At 59.1% G+C, this 18,307-nt stretch carries 19 protein-coding genes; 11 read left to right on the top strand and 8 right to left on the bottom strand.

The window, feature by feature from the left end; translation table 11 throughout:
* The first annotated feature begins 62 nt into the window (after positions 1–62).
* Positions 63–251, top strand: coding sequence for a hypothetical protein (locus tag NW848_RS17145; RefSeq protein WP_011431012.1), 189 nt, complete (start codon positions 63–65; stop codon positions 249–251).
* Here the strand turns inward: NW848_RS17145 and NW848_RS17140 are convergent.
* From NW848_RS17140 to NW848_RS17130, 3 genes are all read right to left on the bottom strand, one after another.
* Positions 233–1,303 (bottom strand): SAM-dependent methyltransferase, encoded by a 1,071-nt coding sequence (locus tag NW848_RS17140; RefSeq protein WP_011431013.1) that lies wholly within the window; start codon positions 1,301–1,303, stop codon positions 233–235. The genes NW848_RS17145 and NW848_RS17140 overlap by 19 nt on opposite strands.
* Positions 1,300–1,902, bottom strand: coding sequence for a 3-isopropylmalate dehydratase small subunit (gene leuD, locus NW848_RS17135; protein WP_414402452.1), 603 nt, complete (start codon positions 1,900–1,902; stop codon positions 1,300–1,302). The genes NW848_RS17140 and leuD overlap by 4 nt, the downstream gene beginning before the upstream one ends.
* A 138-nt stretch (positions 1,903–2,040) precedes the next feature.
* On the bottom strand, positions 2,041–2,367 hold the full coding sequence (locus NW848_RS17130) for a phasin family protein (protein WP_011431016.1): 327 nt from the start codon (positions 2,365–2,367) through the stop codon (positions 2,041–2,043).
* A 41-nt stretch (positions 2,368–2,408) separates the two neighbouring features.
* Here NW848_RS17130 and NW848_RS17125 point away from each other — a divergent pair, with 41 nt between their 5' ends.
* From NW848_RS17125 to NW848_RS17100, 6 genes are all read left to right on the top strand, one after another.
* Positions 2,409–2,756: a hypothetical protein gene (locus tag NW848_RS17125; RefSeq protein WP_011431017.1), complete on the top strand. Its 348-nt coding sequence runs from the start codon at positions 2,409–2,411 to the stop codon at positions 2,754–2,756.
* Positions 2,753–2,911, top strand: coding sequence for a hypothetical protein (locus NW848_RS17120; RefSeq protein WP_011431018.1), 159 nt, complete (start codon positions 2,753–2,755; stop codon positions 2,909–2,911). Before NW848_RS17125 ends, NW848_RS17120 begins: the two co-directional genes overlap by 4 nt.
* A 404-nt stretch (positions 2,912–3,315) precedes the next feature.
* Positions 3,316–5,157, top strand: coding sequence for a pyruvate kinase (gene pyk, locus NW848_RS17115; RefSeq protein ID WP_011431019.1), 1,842 nt, complete (start codon positions 3,316–3,318; stop codon positions 5,155–5,157).
* Positions 5,158–5,453: 296 nt separating this feature from the next.
* Positions 5,454–5,990 (top strand): VWA domain-containing protein, encoded by a 537-nt coding sequence (locus NW848_RS17110; protein WP_011431021.1) that lies wholly within the window; start codon positions 5,454–5,456, stop codon positions 5,988–5,990.
* A 697-nt stretch (positions 5,991–6,687) separates the two neighbouring features.
* Entirely contained in the window at positions 6,688–6,903 is a 216-nt protein-coding gene (locus NW848_RS17105) for a hypothetical protein (RefSeq protein WP_414390416.1), read from the top strand.
* A gap of 152 nt (positions 6,904–7,055) precedes the next feature.
* Positions 7,056–7,685, top strand: a complete 630-nt coding sequence (locus tag NW848_RS17100) for a biotin transporter BioY (RefSeq protein ID WP_414346730.1) — start codon at positions 7,056–7,058, stop codon at positions 7,683–7,685.
* A 772-nt stretch (positions 7,686–8,457) separates the two neighbouring features.
* On the opposite strand, the gene NW848_RS17095 is transcribed toward NW848_RS17100, so the two are convergent.
* Positions 8,458–8,634, bottom strand: coding sequence for an AI-2E family transporter (locus tag NW848_RS17095; protein ID WP_011431023.1), 177 nt, complete (start codon positions 8,632–8,634; stop codon positions 8,458–8,460).
* A gap of 434 nt (positions 8,635–9,068) precedes the next feature.
* Positions 9,069–10,175, bottom strand: coding sequence for a dockerin type I domain-containing protein (locus NW848_RS17090; RefSeq protein ID WP_099812909.1), 1,107 nt, complete (start codon positions 10,173–10,175; stop codon positions 9,069–9,071).
* A 187-nt stretch (positions 10,176–10,362) separates the two neighbouring features.
* Here NW848_RS17090 and NW848_RS17085 point away from each other — a divergent pair, with 187 nt between their 5' ends.
* Both NW848_RS17085 and rpmB read left to right on the top strand, forming a co-directional pair.
* Complete coding sequence (locus NW848_RS17085; protein ID WP_011431025.1) at positions 10,363–10,725, top strand: hypothetical protein; 363 nt, start codon at positions 10,363–10,365, stop codon at positions 10,723–10,725.
* A gap of 24 nt (positions 10,726–10,749) precedes the next feature.
* Entirely contained in the window at positions 10,750–10,986 is a 237-nt protein-coding gene (gene rpmB / locus NW848_RS17080) for a 50S ribosomal protein L28 (protein WP_011431026.1), read from the top strand.
* A gap of 73 nt (positions 10,987–11,059) precedes the next feature.
* On the opposite strand, the gene NW848_RS17075 is transcribed toward rpmB, so the two are convergent.
* Positions 11,060–11,788 (bottom strand): pentapeptide repeat-containing protein, encoded by a 729-nt coding sequence (locus NW848_RS17075; RefSeq protein ID WP_240527835.1) that lies wholly within the window; start codon positions 11,786–11,788, stop codon positions 11,060–11,062.
* Between the two features lie 218 nt (positions 11,789–12,006).
* Here NW848_RS17075 and gshB point away from each other — a divergent pair, with 218 nt between their 5' ends.
* The gene (gene gshB, locus NW848_RS17070) at positions 12,007–12,954 is read left to right on the top strand and encodes a glutathione synthase (RefSeq protein WP_011431028.1); all 948 of its coding nucleotides are present in this window, start codon (positions 12,007–12,009) and stop codon (positions 12,952–12,954) included.
* A 397-nt stretch (positions 12,955–13,351) separates the two neighbouring features.
* On the opposite strand, the gene NW848_RS17065 is transcribed toward gshB, so the two are convergent.
* Together NW848_RS17065 and NW848_RS17060 are read right to left on the bottom strand one after the other, a co-directional pair.
* On the bottom strand, positions 13,352–15,436 hold the full coding sequence (locus NW848_RS17065) for a CHASE2 domain-containing protein (RefSeq protein WP_414508266.1): 2,085 nt from the start codon (positions 15,434–15,436) through the stop codon (positions 13,352–13,354).
* A 105-nt stretch (positions 15,437–15,541) separates the two neighbouring features.
* On the bottom strand, positions 15,542–17,680 hold the full coding sequence (locus NW848_RS17060) for a polyribonucleotide nucleotidyltransferase (protein ID WP_414402451.1): 2,139 nt from the start codon (positions 17,678–17,680) through the stop codon (positions 15,542–15,544).
* A 151-nt stretch (positions 17,681–17,831) separates the two neighbouring features.
* On the opposite strand from NW848_RS17060, the gene NW848_RS17055 reads away from it, so the two are divergent.
* Positions 17,832–18,257, top strand: coding sequence for an arylamine N-acetyltransferase family protein (locus tag NW848_RS17055; protein ID WP_011431031.1), 426 nt, complete (start codon positions 17,832–17,834; stop codon positions 18,255–18,257).
* The last annotated feature ends 50 nt before the right edge of the window (positions 18,258–18,307 follow it).

Raw genomic sequence — 18,307 nt, 5'->3', positions numbered from 1 at the left:
ATGGGCGCAGATAGCCTGGATGAAGTGAGAAGACCGGTTAAGCCCAGAGGAGCAGTGGTTTTATGGAGTTTTCCCAACTGCAGGTGCTGGTGGAGCAAGCCCTGGAAGATAAGAAGTTAACCCGCAGCGAGGTGGATCAAATCATCGCCGCCATCCGGGCCGATGGCAAAATCTCCCCGGAAGAGATGAGCTTGCTGGAGTCCATTCGCGAGAAGGTGCTGCGCCGGGAAATTCAGGTGGTGGAAGAGTGAGGGGCCGGGATCCCTTTTTGCAGGTAGAGGGTAATTTCGCTGCGGTTGTGAAACAGGTGGCGCGCCCTCACCACCGGGAAGGCGCTGCCCAAGATGTCTAGGGTCTGGCGGAGCACCCGCAGGCGATGCTGGTGGGGGAGCTTTAGGGTCATCACGGCTGCCCCCTGCGGCTCCAGATGAGGGGCAAAAGCCGCCATCAGATGGGCAGAGGCACGGCCATCCATGCGCATGTCGTTGAGGATGAGGTGAAACTGACCTGGACAGCGGGCCAGATAGGCTTGGGCGCTGAGGCGATGGTGACAAATGCCGGCATCGTGGCGGAGGCGCTCGTCCAGCTCCGCCGGATCCACAGCCGTCACCTGCTGGCCATGCAGGCGCAAAATGCGCGACCAGCCCCCCGGCGCCGCCCCCAGATCCAAGGCCCGTCCCCCTGGTTGCAAAGGGACGCGAAACACCTGGATGGCCTCCAGCAGCTTAAACTCCGCTCGGCTGATCTGGTCGGGATCGCGGCGAAAGCGGTGGACGCCGCCGGCCCAGGTGGAGAGGTTTTGCGCCGCCAGCGACAGGCCCAGCCAAGCCCGGAGCCCTGTCGAGCTGGCCAGGAGCACCACCGAGATCACCTGCTGGGGATCCTTGACCTGCAGAGGGGATCCCACCGTCGCCATCACCTGTTCGGCCAGGGCTGCGTTAACCTGGAAGGGCTTGACGTTGAGCTTGCCAAACCGGCGCGTCTGTACCGAAAAGCTGAGGGCAGGGTCGATGGCCGCCAAGAGGTTTTGATCGAGGCGCAGCAGGGAGATCTCGTCGAGCTGTCGCTCTTGGTGGATGGGGCAGATGTGGCGCAAAAAAATGGGCGGGTTAGCCTGCCAGGCCTGGGCAAGGTCGGCAAACGAGCGCTGGCTGCACACCCGCACTAGGCCAGGTGCCTCCGGCAAAGGCTGAAAGACGGCCTCGGGATCCGCTGCCGCAATTTCCCGCCTCGCCAGATCCAGAAAATCGGGGTCGGCGCTGCCCAGCCACAGGTGAGTAGTGGGGGGAAGAAACCTGCTCACCTGACCCGCTGCCATCGCAAATAGGGCAAGGAAGCAGCTACCTCTTGAATCCGCTCCCGGGTGGCCAGCAATTGTCCGGTGGCATCCCACGTCCCCTGCACCAGCATCTGCCAGGCCCCCTGTGGGATCTCGACAGCAGCGGTTCTATCCTCCCAGCACACCTGTTTGTTGAGCACATCCAGCGTCAACCGGAGCTGTGGATTCTCGGCCACCGCCCCTTGCAGGGTTTGGATCACGCTGGCGGGCGCCGTGACGCAGGGGATCCCCAAGGCCAGGCAGTTGCCGAAAAAGATCTCGGCAAAGCTTTCGCCGACGAGGGCGCGGATCCCCCACTTGGCCAGGGCTTGGGGGGCGTGCTCCCGGCTGGAGCCACAGCCAAAGTTGGCGTTGACCAGCAAGATCTCTGCCCCCTGGTACTGAGGCAGGTCAAAGGGATGCTGGCCGGGATTCTGGGCCCGGTCGTCGGCAAATACATGCTGGCCTAAGCCCTCAAAGGTAACGCACTTCAAGAAACGGGCCGGGATAATCCGGTCAGTGTCGATGTCGTTGCCCACCAGCGGGATCCCGCGGCCCGTGATGGTCAAAACTTCGCTTGGCATGGGAATTGCAGTGACCTTCTGGACTCAAAAGCTGGGAATTGGCTTCAGAGTTTTGCAGGGTATAGCCTGGGATCCCTTGCCCAACTCTGCTTGGCCGAGGGGGCAAGCCAAGCGCCAGAAACGAACCATCCAGCTCGGCTAGCGGCGGTAAACTTGGTTTTCCAGGTTGCGCACCTGCCGCTCCAGCCGATCCAGCCGCCCGCGCAGCTCGTCCATTTCCGATTGGCGAGGAACACCCAAATCCTGCAGGACGTTGCGCACCTGCCGCTGCACGTAAGACTCCAGGTTGCTCTGCTCGGATTTCACCTGGTTGAGCAGGTTGTTGATGACGTTGGAGGCCTCTTCTGGCTTGAGCTGACCTTTCTGCACCAGCTCGTCAGCAGCCTTTTTCAACTGCTCCGCGAGCAGAGCGGTGGTGCCCACGCCCATTAGTAAGAGCTGACGTAAGATACTGTTATTGTCCAACGCTGCCCTCCAGAGAATGCTTGCCGAAGGTACGGGCTTCTATGACTACCTATTCTCCTCAGTTTGCCCTCAACTTCGCAACCGGGTCGGCCAGCTTCCCGCTTTCGGCAGAGGGGGCGCGGGAGTGGCACAGGGCTTTGCAAACCCTTGTGGAGCGGCTCAAAGTGGGGGCAAGCGGCCCCCAACGCCAGCCCCAGGCGCCGATTGAGTTTCACCATGCCGCCCCAAACTTGTACCTGGAGATGTTCTGCAATCCCAATATCTGGCCCGGCCCCCACGCCGCCAAGGTGTTAGTAATGTTGAAAACAGGGGCATTGCGCCTTTCTATTGAAGTGGAGTTCTCCCGCCTGCAAGAAGACCTCAGCCAATATCTGGAGTCTCTGAGATGAGCGAAGGCCGACACGCTTTGGGCGAGGAGCCGGCGGTTATTGCAGTAACGGAGCTGCTGGTTGAGCCGCCAGGTGGGATCCCTGGCCAGATGGAGACCGTTTCTCTCACTTGGCACGATCGCCAGCACTCTCGGCAGCGGCTGGTGAGCGACTGAGGCAGGGAAATCCAGTTGATGCTGCCACCCATCTCCACGAGGAGGATCTGCTCTCCGCGGATGCGCAGCGACACATTCCAGTCGAGGCCCAAGATGGCATTTTCTGCCTAGAAGCGGTAAAAAAGGCTGGAAAAAGCAGGTAAGTGTGAGCTGTTTAGAACCCCAGAGGGTTGGCTCATCAACGCCGACGCCCATGCGGCGACGAATACGAAGTAACGGCAACCTTTGGACTTTGTCTGTGGAAAGTCAGCAGAGGCGCTTTGACAACGCCTTTAAGAGTCTGTTTCCGGGCTGCTTGAAAATCCCCGCCACTTAAGGCCGGAAGTGTCAAAACGGGTTATCGTATCAAGGGGATCCCTGTGTGGGGAAACAATCTGGGCTGCTCTCCCTTGGTAAAGATTGCCATGCATTCGAGCGAGTCTTTTCGACGCACCAAAATTGTTGCCACTATCGGCCCTGCCAGCTCCAACCCCGCCATCCTAAGGGAAATGATCCTGCAAGGGGCAACCACCCTTCGCCTCAACTTCTCCCATGGGGATCACGACCTGCACCGCCGCAACATCCGCCTCATCCGCCAAACCGCTATGGACCTCGGCATCCAGGTCGCCATTTTGCAAGACCTGCAGGGGCCCAAAATTCGCCTCGGCAAGTTCGCCGAAGGCTCGATCACCCTTAGGAGCGGGGATCCCTTCGTGTTGACCAGCAAGCCCATTTTGGGATCCCAGGAGCGCAGTTGGGTCACCTACGACAAGCTAGCCCAAGAGGTGCCGGAAGGGGCGACGATCCTCCTCGACGACGGTCGGGTGGAGATGCGGGTGGAGGCGGTGGATCCCGAGGCGGGGGAGCTCTTCTGCCGCACCATTGTCGGCGGCACCCTCTCCGACAACAAGGGGGTGAACTTCCCCGGCGTGCGCCTCAGCATCCGCGCCGTTACCGAAAAAGACAAAGAAGACCTCTACTTCGGCCTCAACCAAGGGGTGGACTGGGTGGCCCTCAGCTTTGTGCGGGATCCCTCGGATGTGCTGGAGCTGCGGGAACTGATGGCCGCTGTCGGCAAGCGGGTTCCTATCATTGTCAAGATCGAAAAACACGAGGCCATCCAACAACTGCCCCAGATCCTGGCCCTCAGCGACGGGGTAATGGTGGCGCGGGGAGATCTGGGCGTAGAGCTGCCGGCGGAAGAGGTGCCGATTTTGCAGAAGCGGATCATTGCCATGGCCAACTGCCTGGGGATCCCGGTGATCACCGCTACCCAAATGCTGGACAGCATGGCCCACAGCCCTCGTCCCACTCGGGCCGAGATCTCGGATGTGGCCAATGCTATTTTGGACGGCACCGATGCCGTCATGCTCTCCAACGAGACGGCGGTAGGCAAATATCCCGTCGAGGCGGTGGCGACCATGGCCCGCATTGCTGTGCGCATCGAACGGGATTACTTCAGCCCGATCTATGTCGATCGCCGCCAACACCTGCGCACCCTCACCCTGCAGGAGCTGAGTCAAAATAACGGCAGCCCCGGTGGCAATGGCTCGCCCCGGCCCAAAACCCTGGTCACCGACTCAATCAGCCGCGCCGTAGGGGAGATTGCCCAGGAGTTGGATGCGGTGGCGGTGATGACCCTGACCAAAACCGGGGCTACGGCTCGCAATGTCTCCCGGTTTCGCCCGCGCACCCCGATCTTGGCTGTAACTCCTCATGTAGAGGTGGCGCGGCAACTGCAGTTGGTGTGGGGGGTACGGCCCTTGTTGGTCATGGATTTGCCTACCACCCGCCAGACCTTTCAGGCCGCCATCAACGTGGCTCAGGAAGAAGGCTTGCTTAAGGATGGCGACTTGGTGGTGCTCAGCGCCGGCACTTTGCCAGGCGTATCCGGCTCCACCGATCTGATTAAGGTAGAGGTAGTCAAGGCAGTGGTGGCCAAAGGCAGAGGGTTTGGCAAAGGCACTGTCAGCGGCCCGGCCCGCATCCTCAGATCTAGCCTCGATGCCAGCAAGATCACTGCCGGCGACATCCTGGTTGCTCGCGCTACCGATGCCAACTATGTGGAGGCGATCAAACAGGCGGCCGGGGTGATCACCGAAGAAGATGGGGCCTCCTCCCATGCGGCGGTGATCGGTCTGCGGTTAGGGGTGCCGGTGCTGGTGGGAGTTAAGGATGCTACGCGCCTCATCCGCGACGGCGCCATCGTCACCCTAGACCCAGAAAAAGGCACGGTGACCTCAGGAGCAGATGGGCTGGGCTTTTAGAGGGTTTTGCGGTCATTTCAGACAAGTTTGAGACCGTCTCCCAGTTCCTCTCTCCCCGGGAAAGGGAAGGCAGGGATCCGCGCAATGAGCGGTTTCACTGCCGTTTGACGCTTCAAGATACTCTCTCAGGGCTCTGCGCCGACAAGGATTTATCAAAGCCCATCAAGCTGATAACCTTTGCAAATAGTTGCACAGAATCCTTCACAAACGGGTCGCTGGCAGAAGTCCAAGTTAGATTTCCTACAGGAGGCCGGTGACCATAGCAGAGGGCAGAGCCAGGGTTTGCCACCCTCACTTTGGTTCAGTTTGACTCGCAGGATCCCTACGAAGTTATCCACCGTTTCAAGCCCATCGCCGAAGTTCCCGAGCTAACCCGCGAGACCTATGTGCCGCGGGCCTCTACCCCTTTGCTAGATGCCATGGGTCGCGGCATCACCGACTTGGAAAGCGGCCTCAGCCAACTCGCTGAAGCAGATCGCCCTGCGAGGGTGGTTATGGTGGTGGTAACCGATGGCCAAGAGAACGCCAGCCGCGAGTTCCGCAAAGAGCAAGTCGAGAAGATGATCAAAGAAAAAACAGAGAAAGACGGCTGGCAGTTTGTTTTCTTGAGCGCCGATCTGGCTGCCATCCGCGATGCCAAGGCCGTCGGCGTCGCTCCCGTCGCCTCCCTGTTGTACCAGAAGTCCGGCTTGGGCAGCAAATTAGCCTGGGCTTCCCTTGCGATGCGCCTCTCCGACTACCGCTCAGCTCGTCTTCACAGTTTGATGTTCCTCGAAGAAGATCGCCAGCATCCCGACGACCCGAACAAGAAGAAGAAGAATAACAAGAGCTGATCCCTTACCGGTGCAACTTGCCGAGATCCTGGCCACGCTCCAACCCCCCGTATACGGGGGCAGGGGGGCGGGGCTCCTGCGGTTTCTAGCTGAAAGGGATCCTCACCTTCAAAGCTTCCCGCATCTGGGTTGAGACGAACCCACCCCAGAAGGTGGTTGTCGACGGAGAAGTGGTGGGCACAACCCCCGTCCAGATCGAGGTGCATCGCGCCGCCTGTGCGGAAACCCAACTCCGCCGAAAAGCTCGCCATCTTCTGGGTGAGACGGGTTTCGCCGAGCCTGACCCTGCTGAGCGCAACCGTGGGCCTGGGCGGGATCCTCGGCTCGGCTCTGGTCCTCTGGGGACTGACTCTGGCTTTGCAAGGACTGGCGCCCTCCAGTCAAGCCATCGATGCATGGATTTTGCAATGGCTGCAGCGGGCCAGCTCTTGGCTGGATCCCTTGGCTTGGGTGGGGTGGGGGTTAGGGCATCCGATTGGGCTGGTGGGTTTGACCGCCTGGGGATGGGTTTTGCTCTGGCGCAGCCAACAAAGACGGACGGCTTGGGGACTGTTGGTTGCAGCCTTAGGAGCTGCCGTGATCGCCGGGATCCTGCAGCCTACCTTTTCTCGCCCCCGCCCAGATCTTTGGGATCCCATCCTGTCGGAGTGGACAGGTCATCGCAGCAACGGTAATCTACGGCCTTTTGGGCTATCTGGTGGCAAGCTATTATCCTGCTCAGCGGCGCTGGTTCGCTGGAGGAGTGCTGGGGATCCTATTCTTCATCGGTTTCAGCCGGGCCGACTGGGGGTTGAATTGGCCCAGCGATCTGCTGGCGGGGTATAGCCTGGGGGCTTTGTGGTTCATCTTTTGCCTCACCCTTCTGCGGATTCAGTGGATGCGCCAGACAAATGGCCGCGGCCAAGCAAGGTAGTGCATAGGTACAGAATCCTCCGGTTGCGATATACTACCCAGATAAGGCCCTTTGCCGGTTAGTTGCAGCCTCTGGCCAAAAGCTTTTGGGATGGGTCAGGGGATCTCGGAAAAGAGCTGTTATCTCTTGTATCTCAGCGCCCCAAATATCCTATGACTGCTACTTTTGTTCACACACCTTTGGCGCAAACCCTTCTGACCCGTCCTTCCTGGGTTCGGGATTCCATGCTGGTGTTGGGGGGAAGTTTGTTGGTAGCGGCCCTGGCGCAGGTGCGGATCCCTTTGCCCTTTACGCCAGTACCCCTCACCGGACAAACCTTCGGCGTGATGCTGGTGGGGGCAGGCTTTGGGTCGAGGTTGGGCTTTCTCGCCTTGCTGCTGTACCTGCTGGAGGGGCTTTTGGGGTTGCCCTTCTTCAACGGCGGCGGCTCCGGGCTCAGCCACCTAACCGGACCGACAGGGGGCTACTTGCTGGCCTTTCCCCTGGCCGCAGGGCTGATGGGCTGGTTTGTGGAGCGCTGGGGGGTGGATCGCAGCCCTTGGAAGATGGCCGCGTCCATGCTCTCCTGCTCGGTTTTGATCTACGTCTTGGGAGCCACCTGGCTGGGGGTGTGGCTGAACGAGAATGTCGGCCCCACTTCCGTCTTGGCCGTGCTCACCAAAGGCGTGTTCCCCTTTATCCCCGGCGATCTGCTGAAGTGTGTGCTAGCAGCAGCCCTGCTGCCCACCACTTGGCGCTGGCTGGGGCGGGAGACAGCGGATCCCAAGTCGTCCTCAAGCTAGGGCTTGCCCAACAGCAGCCCGATCGGTGTAGGGCCAGCCTCCCGAAAATCTAAAAAAAAAATGATATCTGCCGCAGTTTGGCCTTTTTTCTGAGATTCTAGTGACTGTGATCAAAACGGTGTTTAAAGCAACAGATTCAATGGAGCGCTTCCCTATATTGCTCTAGAGTTTTATAAGTCGCTGAGCGACAAGCCCCTTTATGGGGCTTTTTTTATCGGCTTTATAAAAAAGGTGGGATAGGGCTGACCCTGACTTGCTATAGCCAATTTGGCTGAGGGTGGAACGCTGTTAGAGATAAGATGGCATGGAGCAGACTCCAAGAGGCAACTCCACGAGCCACAGCCCAGACTTAGGAGAGAGTTGTAGGGTATGTTAAGGAAGGGGACAGCCCGACAATAGCCGCATAGATTTACGAAGTCAGTCGTTAACGGTTTATCGCTGGCTGAGCCGAGAAAACCTAAGACCAACAGTTTTCAAGACACGGAAGTAAAAGATGGACTGCCCTAAAAGAACATGTGGAGCAGTAGATCAGAGGATAGAGCCAAGCTGTTCAACCCAGTGCTACAGCCTAATTAAGGGGTACAGTAGCAACACTTAGCAAGCCAACCCTATCAAAAGCCAGAAACTGGATCACCGTTTCCTGGGTGGCCTGGCCGTAGCGCTGGTAAAACAGCTCCTGATCCCCGGTGGTGTAGAGGAAAACCTGAAGGGCAATCTGGAAGCGGAGATCACCGTTTTGGATGCCCTTTTACTCAAGTAAGTTGATCAACACTCACGTCACCGGAATGGCCAAGAACACCGCCAACAAGCCGGCCACAGTACCGCTCACAAACAAAGAGAAAAACATGATCACAGGGTTGATATTGACGGATCCCTGCATCACGCGAAGCAGGAGTAAGCTCTCTTCTACTTGTTGTAGGGAGATACAAATTACTGGATAGAGAGCCATACGCTCTGTGATAAGACAATATGAGCAATTAGGCTAGTCCCAATAGTGGCTCCAATACCTGGAATTAAATCAAATAAACCTGTAATCATCGATGAGGTTAGAGCTGAAGGGATCCGAAGTACTAAAAACACTGGAAAAGCTGAAATAGCGAAGAAAAACGACAACACGGCTCAACCCCAGAAAAATCCCAAAAATTCCGCCGCACACTTTCAGTAATTCGAGCTTTCCACTCCTCTGGGAACGGCTTTAGAAATAAGCTCCACAGTCGCTTTCCATCCAGCAGGATAACAATTTAAAAACAGGTTTACTAAACCGAAGACCAAGCTGCGCAAAGTCAACACGTCAGGGCCCAGTAGGCCTGTCGAAAAGGCTTCGGGCAAGCTTCTGAGCAACAAAATCCCCGCGGCCTAGCCAGCGCAAGTTAGCCTGGGCATTTAGTTGGGGATCTCGATCGTGACATTGGCCAACTGCACATCGTCATAGTCCACCCAAGCCCCACCGTCCTGGCCGATTGTGTCAGTCCCCAGCGGCACAAAGATATCCAGGGATCCACCCAAAAGAGGGATACTGATCCGGGATCCGCCGGCGATCCTGCCAGGCTGGATCACCGTTTTGCCAGTGCGCAAGGTAACCGTATTCAGCCCCAGGCGCAGATGCTCTAGTGGCAGAGGGATGCGCAGGTCGTCTCCCCCCAAGTGGATTTGCTCCACCTCCACTCCGTTTAAAAGCACTCGCATGGGAGACATATTGGCGCCGGGAATGCGGGACTGGCCGGCCCGATAGGCAGCGGCAGTATCCAACCCAATCAGGGATCCAAGCCGCAAAACCGGTGGGCGAGGCGGCAGGCGGTCTAGGCTGAAGGAGCGGGTCATCTCCACCCCTTGGGCAGGCGCCAGAAATTGCCCGGCAGCCGCCGACTTTGGAGAATATTGGTTATCGCCCAGGCGGATGACATTGGCCTCCAGCACCAGCGTGGCGTTGGGATCCCAGCGCTCCAACTGCAACTGCCAAGGCCGATCCCCGCCGGTCTGTCCGTTGCCTGTGCTCTGGGAATAGGGCAAATAGTTCTCCAGCCGCGCCACCAAAATTTCTTCTGCCGGCAGCGGCCCCGGCAGGCGAAACCGCCCTTGGGCATCGGTGCGCACCGAAATCCCTGCCCCCGGAATGGCCACCTCCACCCCGGCCAAAGGCTGCCCTGTCAGGCGATCCACCACCTGCCCAGAGTAGGCCGAGTCCAACTGCACCTGGCCGGTGGGTGCATCTGTGGCCGCCTGAATGCGCTGCTGCAACACCTGCCAATCGGCTTCTGTAATCCGCCCATCCTGATCGACATCGGCAGCCCGGATCTGGTCGTCGGTCAACTCCCGTTCTCCCCGCAAATAGGCCCCCAACAGGTTGAGATCCTGCACCGTCAAACGACCATCCCCATCCAGATCGCCTGCTTGAAAGGGCTGCGCTTGGGCAGAAGACAGGTCTATCCAACCCAGAGCCAGGGATCCCAGCAACAAGAGAGAACGGGCTAAACAGGAGACCCTAGACATCACAACTCTCCTGGGGAAAGAGCCGAAAGGCACTCTTTATGTCCTTATGTTTTAACGCAATTACTCCCCCACAGCAGGGTTGGCCGAGCCGGTGCGAAGTACTCTTAAACGCAATTTTGCTCGCCCGCCTTTGGCTGCAGGAGCCGAAAACTTGGTGGTAGGATAACCGTGGTGACTTGCTTCTCCTATGGCTCGATACTCCTGCGTTACCCAGCTCATGGGCTCAGCCGAGCAGTTAAGCGAAGCGATTCGCGCTGTCTTGGAGCGTTGCCAGCTTACTGTCCTACACAACAGCCCTGACTACTGGGTGGCCGGCGAGCCGCCTGGAAAAAATCCCTACGCCAAACTGGTGACGGTAGAGGTGTTTGTGGATCGCACCCGCCAAGCCGCTGACGGATCTGTACAGGTCACCTGCATCGCCAAAAACGAAGAGCTGCCCCTGAGAAGCGTCAACCATTGCCAACAAACCTTTGACCAATTGAGGACAGAGCTAGCCCAGTTGCAAGCTCAGCTGCAGCTTGCTGCTCGACAAAAAGAGGCCATAGAATAGCGAAGCTGAGTTCCCTTGGATCTCATGGCACGTCGCTGTCAACTGACCAACAAAAAACGCAACAACGCTTTCGCCATCTCCCACTCCCACCGGCGTACCAAGCGTCTGCAGGAGGTTAACCTGCAGTGGAAACGCATCTGGTGGGAGGAGGGCAAGCGGTTTGTTCGTTTGCGCCTTTCCACCAAGGCACTGAAAACCCTCAAGGCCAAAGGGATAGGGGCCATGGCCCGCGAAGCTGGAATCGACCTCAACCAATTTTGAGGGATCATCCGCTGCCTTGACCTCTTGAAAACCGATCTGCTGGGGCTGGCGCAAGAGTGGCCCTGGCTACAGTTCACAGCAATCCAAACAGTTTGCGTGACTTGGGCTGGAGCCCCGCCAGCAGAGTGTTGAGGGTGTCCCGCTGAGTAAGCTCGTTGGTGCCGCTCGCGCGTTCGATCAAGAACTTGCGCATTTCGTCCGAGAGCTTGGCGTCGGTAAAGTCGGCGCCGACAAAGCTGGCCCCTTCAATTTGGGCCTCTTGGAGGTTGGCCCCCACCAGGAGGGCTTGGTCAAAGTTGGCATTCTGCAACTGGCAACTGGATAGGATGGCCTGGGAGAGGTTGCAGCGAAAGAGGTTGGCTTGGCGAAAGTCGGCGGCAAAAAAGTTGCCTTCCGTTAGGTTGGCAGCCACCAAGCTGGCCTCGCGAAAGATGGAATGGCTGAAGTGTCCCCCCTGAAAGCTGCTTTTGTCCAGCTTGGCAGCGGTGAAGTTGCTGTAGTCTCCCAGGGCTTGACTGAAGCTGGATCCCCGGAGATCGGAGGCAGCGAAGTTGGCCCGCTCCAGCTCGGCACGGCGAAAGTTGCATAACCGCAGATCTGCCTGCTGCATACTGAGCGAGCGCAGGTTGGCCCGCGTCAAGTTGGCCTTGGGCATCTGGATGCGGTCGAACAGGCCCCGCGAGAGGTAGGCGCCTTCGAGGTTGGCACCCAGCAGGGAGCGCCCTTCTCGCAGGGCTGCTAGCAAGTCCCGCGTGGTTTCAATGCGAACCGGCTCGGAGGGTTGGGGAGAAGGAACACTCACAGACAGACCATTCCTCACAGGCGAGCCAGAAACCTGGTCAACCTGGCCGAAACACTGAGGTCTAACAGGGATCTCATCTAACTAAGCTAACGTTTGCTTCGCTGGTCAGGGTTAAGGGGATGTTAAAGACGGCTCTGCATCGGTTTAACTTCCTGCCCGGAGCAATCCGCTCCAATTTGTTGCATACTCAGGGCAGCTTTTCGTTGCTCAAACCATTCATGCAGGTAGCTTTCATTGTCGATCCGTTGTCTCAGTTGCAGGTGGGCCACGACACCAGCGTTGCCCTAATGGAGGCGCTGCAGAAACGAGGCCACCGCATTTTTTGCCTTGGATTGGCCGACCTCTACTGGGATCAAGGGGAAACCTGGGGATCCGTTGAGGAGATTGTGTTGGATCTAGGAGCGGATCCCTGGTACGAAGTCAAAGAACGGCGTTTGTTGCCCTTGAGCCAGATGCAAGCCGTATGGATGCGCAAGGATCCGCCGGTGGACGCGGCCTATCTCTACGCCACCTACCTTCTGGATCATCTCTCCCCCCGCCGCACCCTAGTGCTCAACCATCCTGCCGGGATCCGCTCCGCCAACGAAAAGCTCTATGCTTTGCGGTTTAAAGAGTGGATCCCGCGTACCTGCGTCAGCAGCAGCAAGGCCTTGCTCCGCCAATTCGTCGAGCAGGTGGGGCAGGCGGTGCTCAAGCCCCTGGGCGGCAAGGGTGGGGAAGGGATCCTGCGGGTCAATGCCGGCGATCCAAACCTCAATTCCTTGATCGAGCTGAGCACTCAGTTTGGCCGGCTGCCCGTGATGGTGCAAGAGTATTTGCCGCAGGCAGCAGCGGGAGATAAGCGCATTTTGCTGCTGGAGGGCGAGCCTTTGGGCGCCGTCAATCGCATCCCTGGGGAGGGGGATTTCCGTGGCAATGTGGCCGCTGGGGGTCGGGTGGAGAAAACCGAGATTGCTGAAAAAGAACGGGCCCTCTGCGCGGCTTTGGCGCCAGTGCTGCGGCAGGAGAAACTCTATTTTGTTGGAATTGATGTCATCGGGGAACGGCTGACAGAGATTAACGTCACCAGCCCAACTATGCTGCGGGAGATCTGCCAGTTAGAAGGGGTTGATCTGGCCGATCAAGTGGCCCAGTGGCTGGAGAAGAAAGTGCCCATCAAAGCGTAAACTGCCCCACGCCCTCTTCCGAGGAATCTGGGCATTATCCAACAGATACCCTCTCCAGTCACTTTCCCCCTTTGAGCTCCCTCGCAAGAGCATCGATGCTACAGCCTGTTAAAAATAGGGTACAGGTATTCAAGAGGCAGGAGAGGAGGGGATGCCAACCCATTCTTTGGATTGACGGCAAAGAGTTGTGACAGCTTATCAGGCAGGTAAGACCTCTATCCGCTTCCGAAGTGGGTTTGCTAAGTGTTGCTACTGTACCTCTTGATTCTTTAGCAGGCTGTACCTCAAGCTCTGGGGGAAGTTACGCCTGGGGTCTGCCGGGGCTGGGCGACCAGCTAGGTAGGAGTCGCTGAAGCACAGACAAAAGTTCCCTTTTGCCCGCTGTTGTCTAAGTCTTTTAGAGCGGCATCTCCCAGTGCAGCTCGACGTAGGTATGGCCTTCCGGAGTGTGGGTGCGATGCCAGGAGCCCTTGGGCAGGTAGCGGGCAATGGTATTCATGGCTTTGCTGCCATAGCCGCCACCGGGGCTGGGGGCGTATTCTACGCCGTCATTGATGACCGACAAGCAGCAGTGGCGCTCCTTTTGCACCAAGGACACCTTGACGAAGGAGGCGTTGCCCTTGGGAGGTTGCACATGGGCGATGACATTGCCGATGGCCTCTCGCAAAAAGCGCAAGATGTCCTCCCGTTGGTCGAACCACTCGCCGGTATTGGGCTCCTCCAGAGGTTGTAGGTGGCGCTCCACAGGCAAGGTCAGGCTGCCCGTCCGAATCAGCTCGTCCAGATAGGTGTCGATGCCCCGGTGCAAGCCCTCCCGCAAGCTGGGGGAAATGCGCAGCTTGGTGGCCAGGGTGCGCACATCGTTAAGCTGCTCGCGAATGCCTCGCCCGATCCTTTCCAGTTGTTCCAGCAGACGATCGTAAATGGCAGGATCGGGATCCTTACCCTGCTGCTGTTGCCATTGCAAGCTCTCCAGCTCGTCCATCACCACCTTCAGCTCCTGCAGCTCGCGATCGTGAATGTCGGTGGCAATGCGGTAGAGCAGCTTGCGGGCTTGGTCGATAGCAGCCTCTTGTTCGGCCCGGCGCAGGCGCTCCAGTTCCTGTTGCTGGGCCAAGAGCCGCTCCTGGTTCTCCAAGATTACCAAGGTCAGAAGCAGGCTCACCCCCGTTAGACCGACGGCCAAAGCCGGCAAGGTCAGCGGCCAAATCCAACGCCACAGCAAAAATTGGGTCACGGCCCACCCTTCATAAGCAACCAGCCCCACCACTGGCCAGAGGAGAGAGCGCTGTTGTTTCCAGTCCCAGCAATTCCGTCGCGGGGAGGGGCGATAGAGCACCCAGATCAGGCCCGTTCCCGCCCCCAGCAGGAAGACAACTCCCGCCGCTAGCCCTGCCGGCAGGGATCGGTACACCTCTCCGGTGAGCAGGCTCGAGAGGATTTGCGCCTGCAGCTCGACTGCCGCAATCTGGGATCCATCCGCCGTCCGCACCGGGAAGGTCTCCGGGTAGCCGCCCACAAAGCCGACCAGGACAATTTTGTCTCGCAGTTGGTCGGCAACTTTGGGGTCGAGGGGCGGGATCCCTTCTTGGCCGCGGCAGGCTTGGCCGGGGCTGAGCGTCGGGGAGCCGGATCCCGTCTGGGAGATCAGCGGCGGACAGACCCGTTCGATGGGGATGATGGGGATGCTGTGCTGAGAGCCAAGGGGATTGAACTGAAACGGCTGTAAGCCCCGCTTGCGAAACCAGCGGCTAGCCTTCTCCGGGTCGTACTTGGCAAAAGCCAGAGCCTCCACCGAGGCGAACATCTGCTCCTCCTGGCTGTCGCGGCGTAGGTAGAGCCCCCGCAACTGGGCCTGGCGTAGGATCCCGGTTCTGTCGACTCGGTGTTGCACCACCCCCTGAACATGCTCTGGCGGCACCAAATACTCAAGGCGCAAGGACGAAAAAGGCAAGAAGTGGTTGTAGATGTTGATCTCGGAGCGTCCAAAGCTCTCGCTGCTGCGGGTGGCCAAAACCAAGCGATCCGGGTAGCGCTGCACCACCTGACGCAGGGGAGCATCTAGGTTCTCGTTGCCCAGATTCTGCGGCACCACAAAGCTGCTGGGCAGGTTCAGCACCACCACCCTGGCTTCGGCCTCTTCCAGAAGGCGCAAGGTCAGGCCGGCGTAGTTAGCCCGTTCCAAGAGAAAGTCAACATTATGCTGGCCATCACCACTTTCTCCCTGCCCATCAATGCGGCCATCGATGCCGAGGATCACCACCTCCGGGGAAGGTTGCTGAGGGCCGCGCCAAGTATAGAGCCATTCCTGGGCGTCGCTCTCCAGCCGCAGCAACAAAGGGTGCTGGGCAGAAAGGTTGAGCAAGGTGGCCCACCCCAGGCCCCAAGCCAAGGCCCAGCCCAGTCGCCGCCGGGAGGGAGACAGTCGCCTCTGAGGGCCACGCTCTTGGCCAGCAAGAAGGGGAGAAGCGAGATTCGGCATGTTGAGGCCAACAGGTTGAAGAGCGCCTCCTCTGCCATCTTGGCCGCTGACAACGGCTGGCGAGGGGATCCCTGCCCACCCAGTTGCTGGGGAAAAACCGCAGCTTCAGGGGTGATGGTTGCGCACCCGCGCCGCCTCCTCAGGACTAATGCCGAGACGGGTGAGGTTAACGCGGCCCTTGTGGTCGATGCTGCGCACCTTGACCACCACCTCATCTGCTACGGCAATTTCATCCTCCACCCTGCTGACGCGGTACTCCGCCAGTTGCGAGATGTGGATCATGCCCTCTTTGCCCGGCAAGAACTCCACAAAGGCGCCGATAGGAATGATGCGGGTCACCTTGCCCAGGTACACCTGCCCCTCTTCCACCCGCCGCACCAGGTTTTCGATCATCGCCCGAGCCGCTTCTGCCTGGCCGCCCACCGAGGAGGACACGGTGATCGTGCCATCGTCGCTGATGTCCACCTTGGCTCCTGTCGCTTCGGTGATGCTGCGCACCATCTTGCCGCCAGGGCCGATGATCTTGCCGATATCTTCCGGATCCACCTTGAACGTGAGCAGACGAGGGGCTGTTTTGGCCAACTGGGGCCGAGGCGCCGGGAGAACCTCCAGCATTTTGTCAAGGATGTAGTCCCGCCCGGCCTTGGCCTGCAGGAGGGCTTTCTCCACCACATCCACGGTGATGCCGGTAATTTTCATGTCCATCTGCAAAGCGGTGATCCCGGCCCGCGTGCCGGCCACCTTGAAGTCCATATCCCCCAAAAAGTCCTCGATGCCCTGGATGTCGGTGAGGATGCGCACCTCGTCCCCTTCCTTAATTAAGCCCATGGCTACGCCGCTGACCGCCGCTTTGATCGGCACCCCGGCATCCATCAAAGACAGGGTAGAGCCACAGACTGAGGCCATCGAGGTGGAGCCATTGGAGGAGAGTACCTCTGAGACCACCCGCACCACGTAGGGAAACTCCTCCTCCTTGGGCAGCACCGGCACCAAGGCCCGCTCCGCCAGCGCCCCATGGCCGATCTCCCGCCGTCCCGGCGAGCGCGAGGGCCGCACTTCTCCCACGGAAAAGCCGGGGAAGTTATAGTGGTGCATGTAACGCTTCTCGTCCACTGGGTGCAGATCGTCCAGCTCCTGGGCATCACCAGGGGTGCCGAGGGTGGTGATGGAAAGGACTTGGGTGAGGCCGCGGTTGAACAGAGCGCTGCCGTGTACCCGTGGGATCAAGCCCACCCGACAAGAGACTGGTCGCACCTCGTCCAGCTTGCGCCCATCCACCCGCACCCCCTCCTGCAAGATCTGCTGGCGCATCAGCTTCTTGGTCAAAGCCTTGAACTGGTTGTCCAATTCCTTGGGATTTTCCAGCAGATACAGCCGCAAGGGATCCCCCTCTGGCCGTGCCTGGATCTGGGCCTCTAGCTTGGCCTTGATCGCCTCCAGTTGTTGCTCGCGGCTGGTCTTATCCAGGAACTGCCTGAGGACGGAGCGAATCTCCTCCTGGGCGTGTTCTGCCACAAAGGCAACCAGCTCCTCATTTTGAGGGGGCGGGGGCAGCTCCACAGGGGTGATGTTGAGATCGGCGAAAACTTGCTGTTGGGCCTTGAGCAGCTCTTGAACGGCCTCGAAACCAAACTCAATGGCCTCGACCACGTCCTTTTCCGGCAGTTGGTTGGCGCCGGCCTCCACCATGATTACGCCGTCGGCACAGCCAGCCACCACCAAATCCAGATCGCCGGCCTCGATCTCGGCATAGGTGGGGTTGATGATGAACTCATCTTTAACCAAGCCGACCCGCACCGCCGCCACCGGGCCGTTGAAGGGGATGCGAGCGCTGTGGATGGCCAGCGAGGCCCCCAAAATACACAACACATCGGGGGGCACCTTGTCGTCCACCGAGAGGGTGGTGGCCACGATTTGCACATCGTCCCGCAGCCATTCTGGGAACAAAGGCCGCAGGGGCCGGTCTATAAGACGAGAGATCAGGGTGGCCCGCTCCGGTGGCCGACCTTCCCGCCGCAAGTAGCCTCCTGGGATCCGCCCGGCAGCGTAGAGCCGCTCCTCATAGTCCACCAGCAAAGGCAAGAAATCGACACCGGCACGACCGGCTTGTCGCGTAGCCGTGACCAAGACCGAAGTTTCCCCAGAAGTCAACCAGACTCCGCAACCTGCCTGGGGAGCCATCAACCCAATATTGATGTCAATTTCCCGCCCGTAAAAGGAAATCGACCGAGTATATTCCGCCATGTAACGCTTCGCCTTCTTTTTTCTTGCCGCTATCGTAGCATTCTCTTTTTGCTTTGTTCTCTGGTGGGAGAGAGTTGGGGCGTCGCCAAAAACTGTTCTTCTGGCTCTGGCCGGGGAGCTGCAGCAAGGCTAGGGTAGGCCAGATGCTCGCTTGCCGCCAACCCAACCGCCTCCCGTGCTGATGCTAGAGCCGCTGACGCCTGCCCAAATCAGGGCCTACCTGGAGCGCATTGGCTACGTCGGCCCCACCCAGCTCACCCCGCAAACCCTGCGCCAGATCCACCTGGCCCACCTGCTGCGGGTGCCGTTTGAAAATCTGGATATTCACTGGGGTCGCCCCATTCGCCTGGAGCGGGATTTTTTGTTCCAAAAAATCGTCCGAGAGCGGCGGGGCGGCTTTTGCTTTGAGCTGAACAGCCTGCTGGCCGCTGCTCTGCAGGGGATGGGGTTTTCGGTCCATCTGCTCTCGGGACAGGTGAGCCGGGCCGTTCACGCTACTCGGACGGAGCCTGATGGCCACTTTGGCCCCGAATGCGACCATCTGGCCCTGCAGGTGAACTGCGGCAATGAGGCGTGACATCCTCTCCCGCTAAGCCCTGACGGGCTGTAGACGGGAGCTTCCGAGAA

The sequence above is a fragment of the Synechococcus sp. RC10A2 genome, from assembly GCF_047502605.1.
Note: the sequence above shows the minus strand (reverse complement) of the source record. Positions and strands in the feature narration are given on the sequence as shown.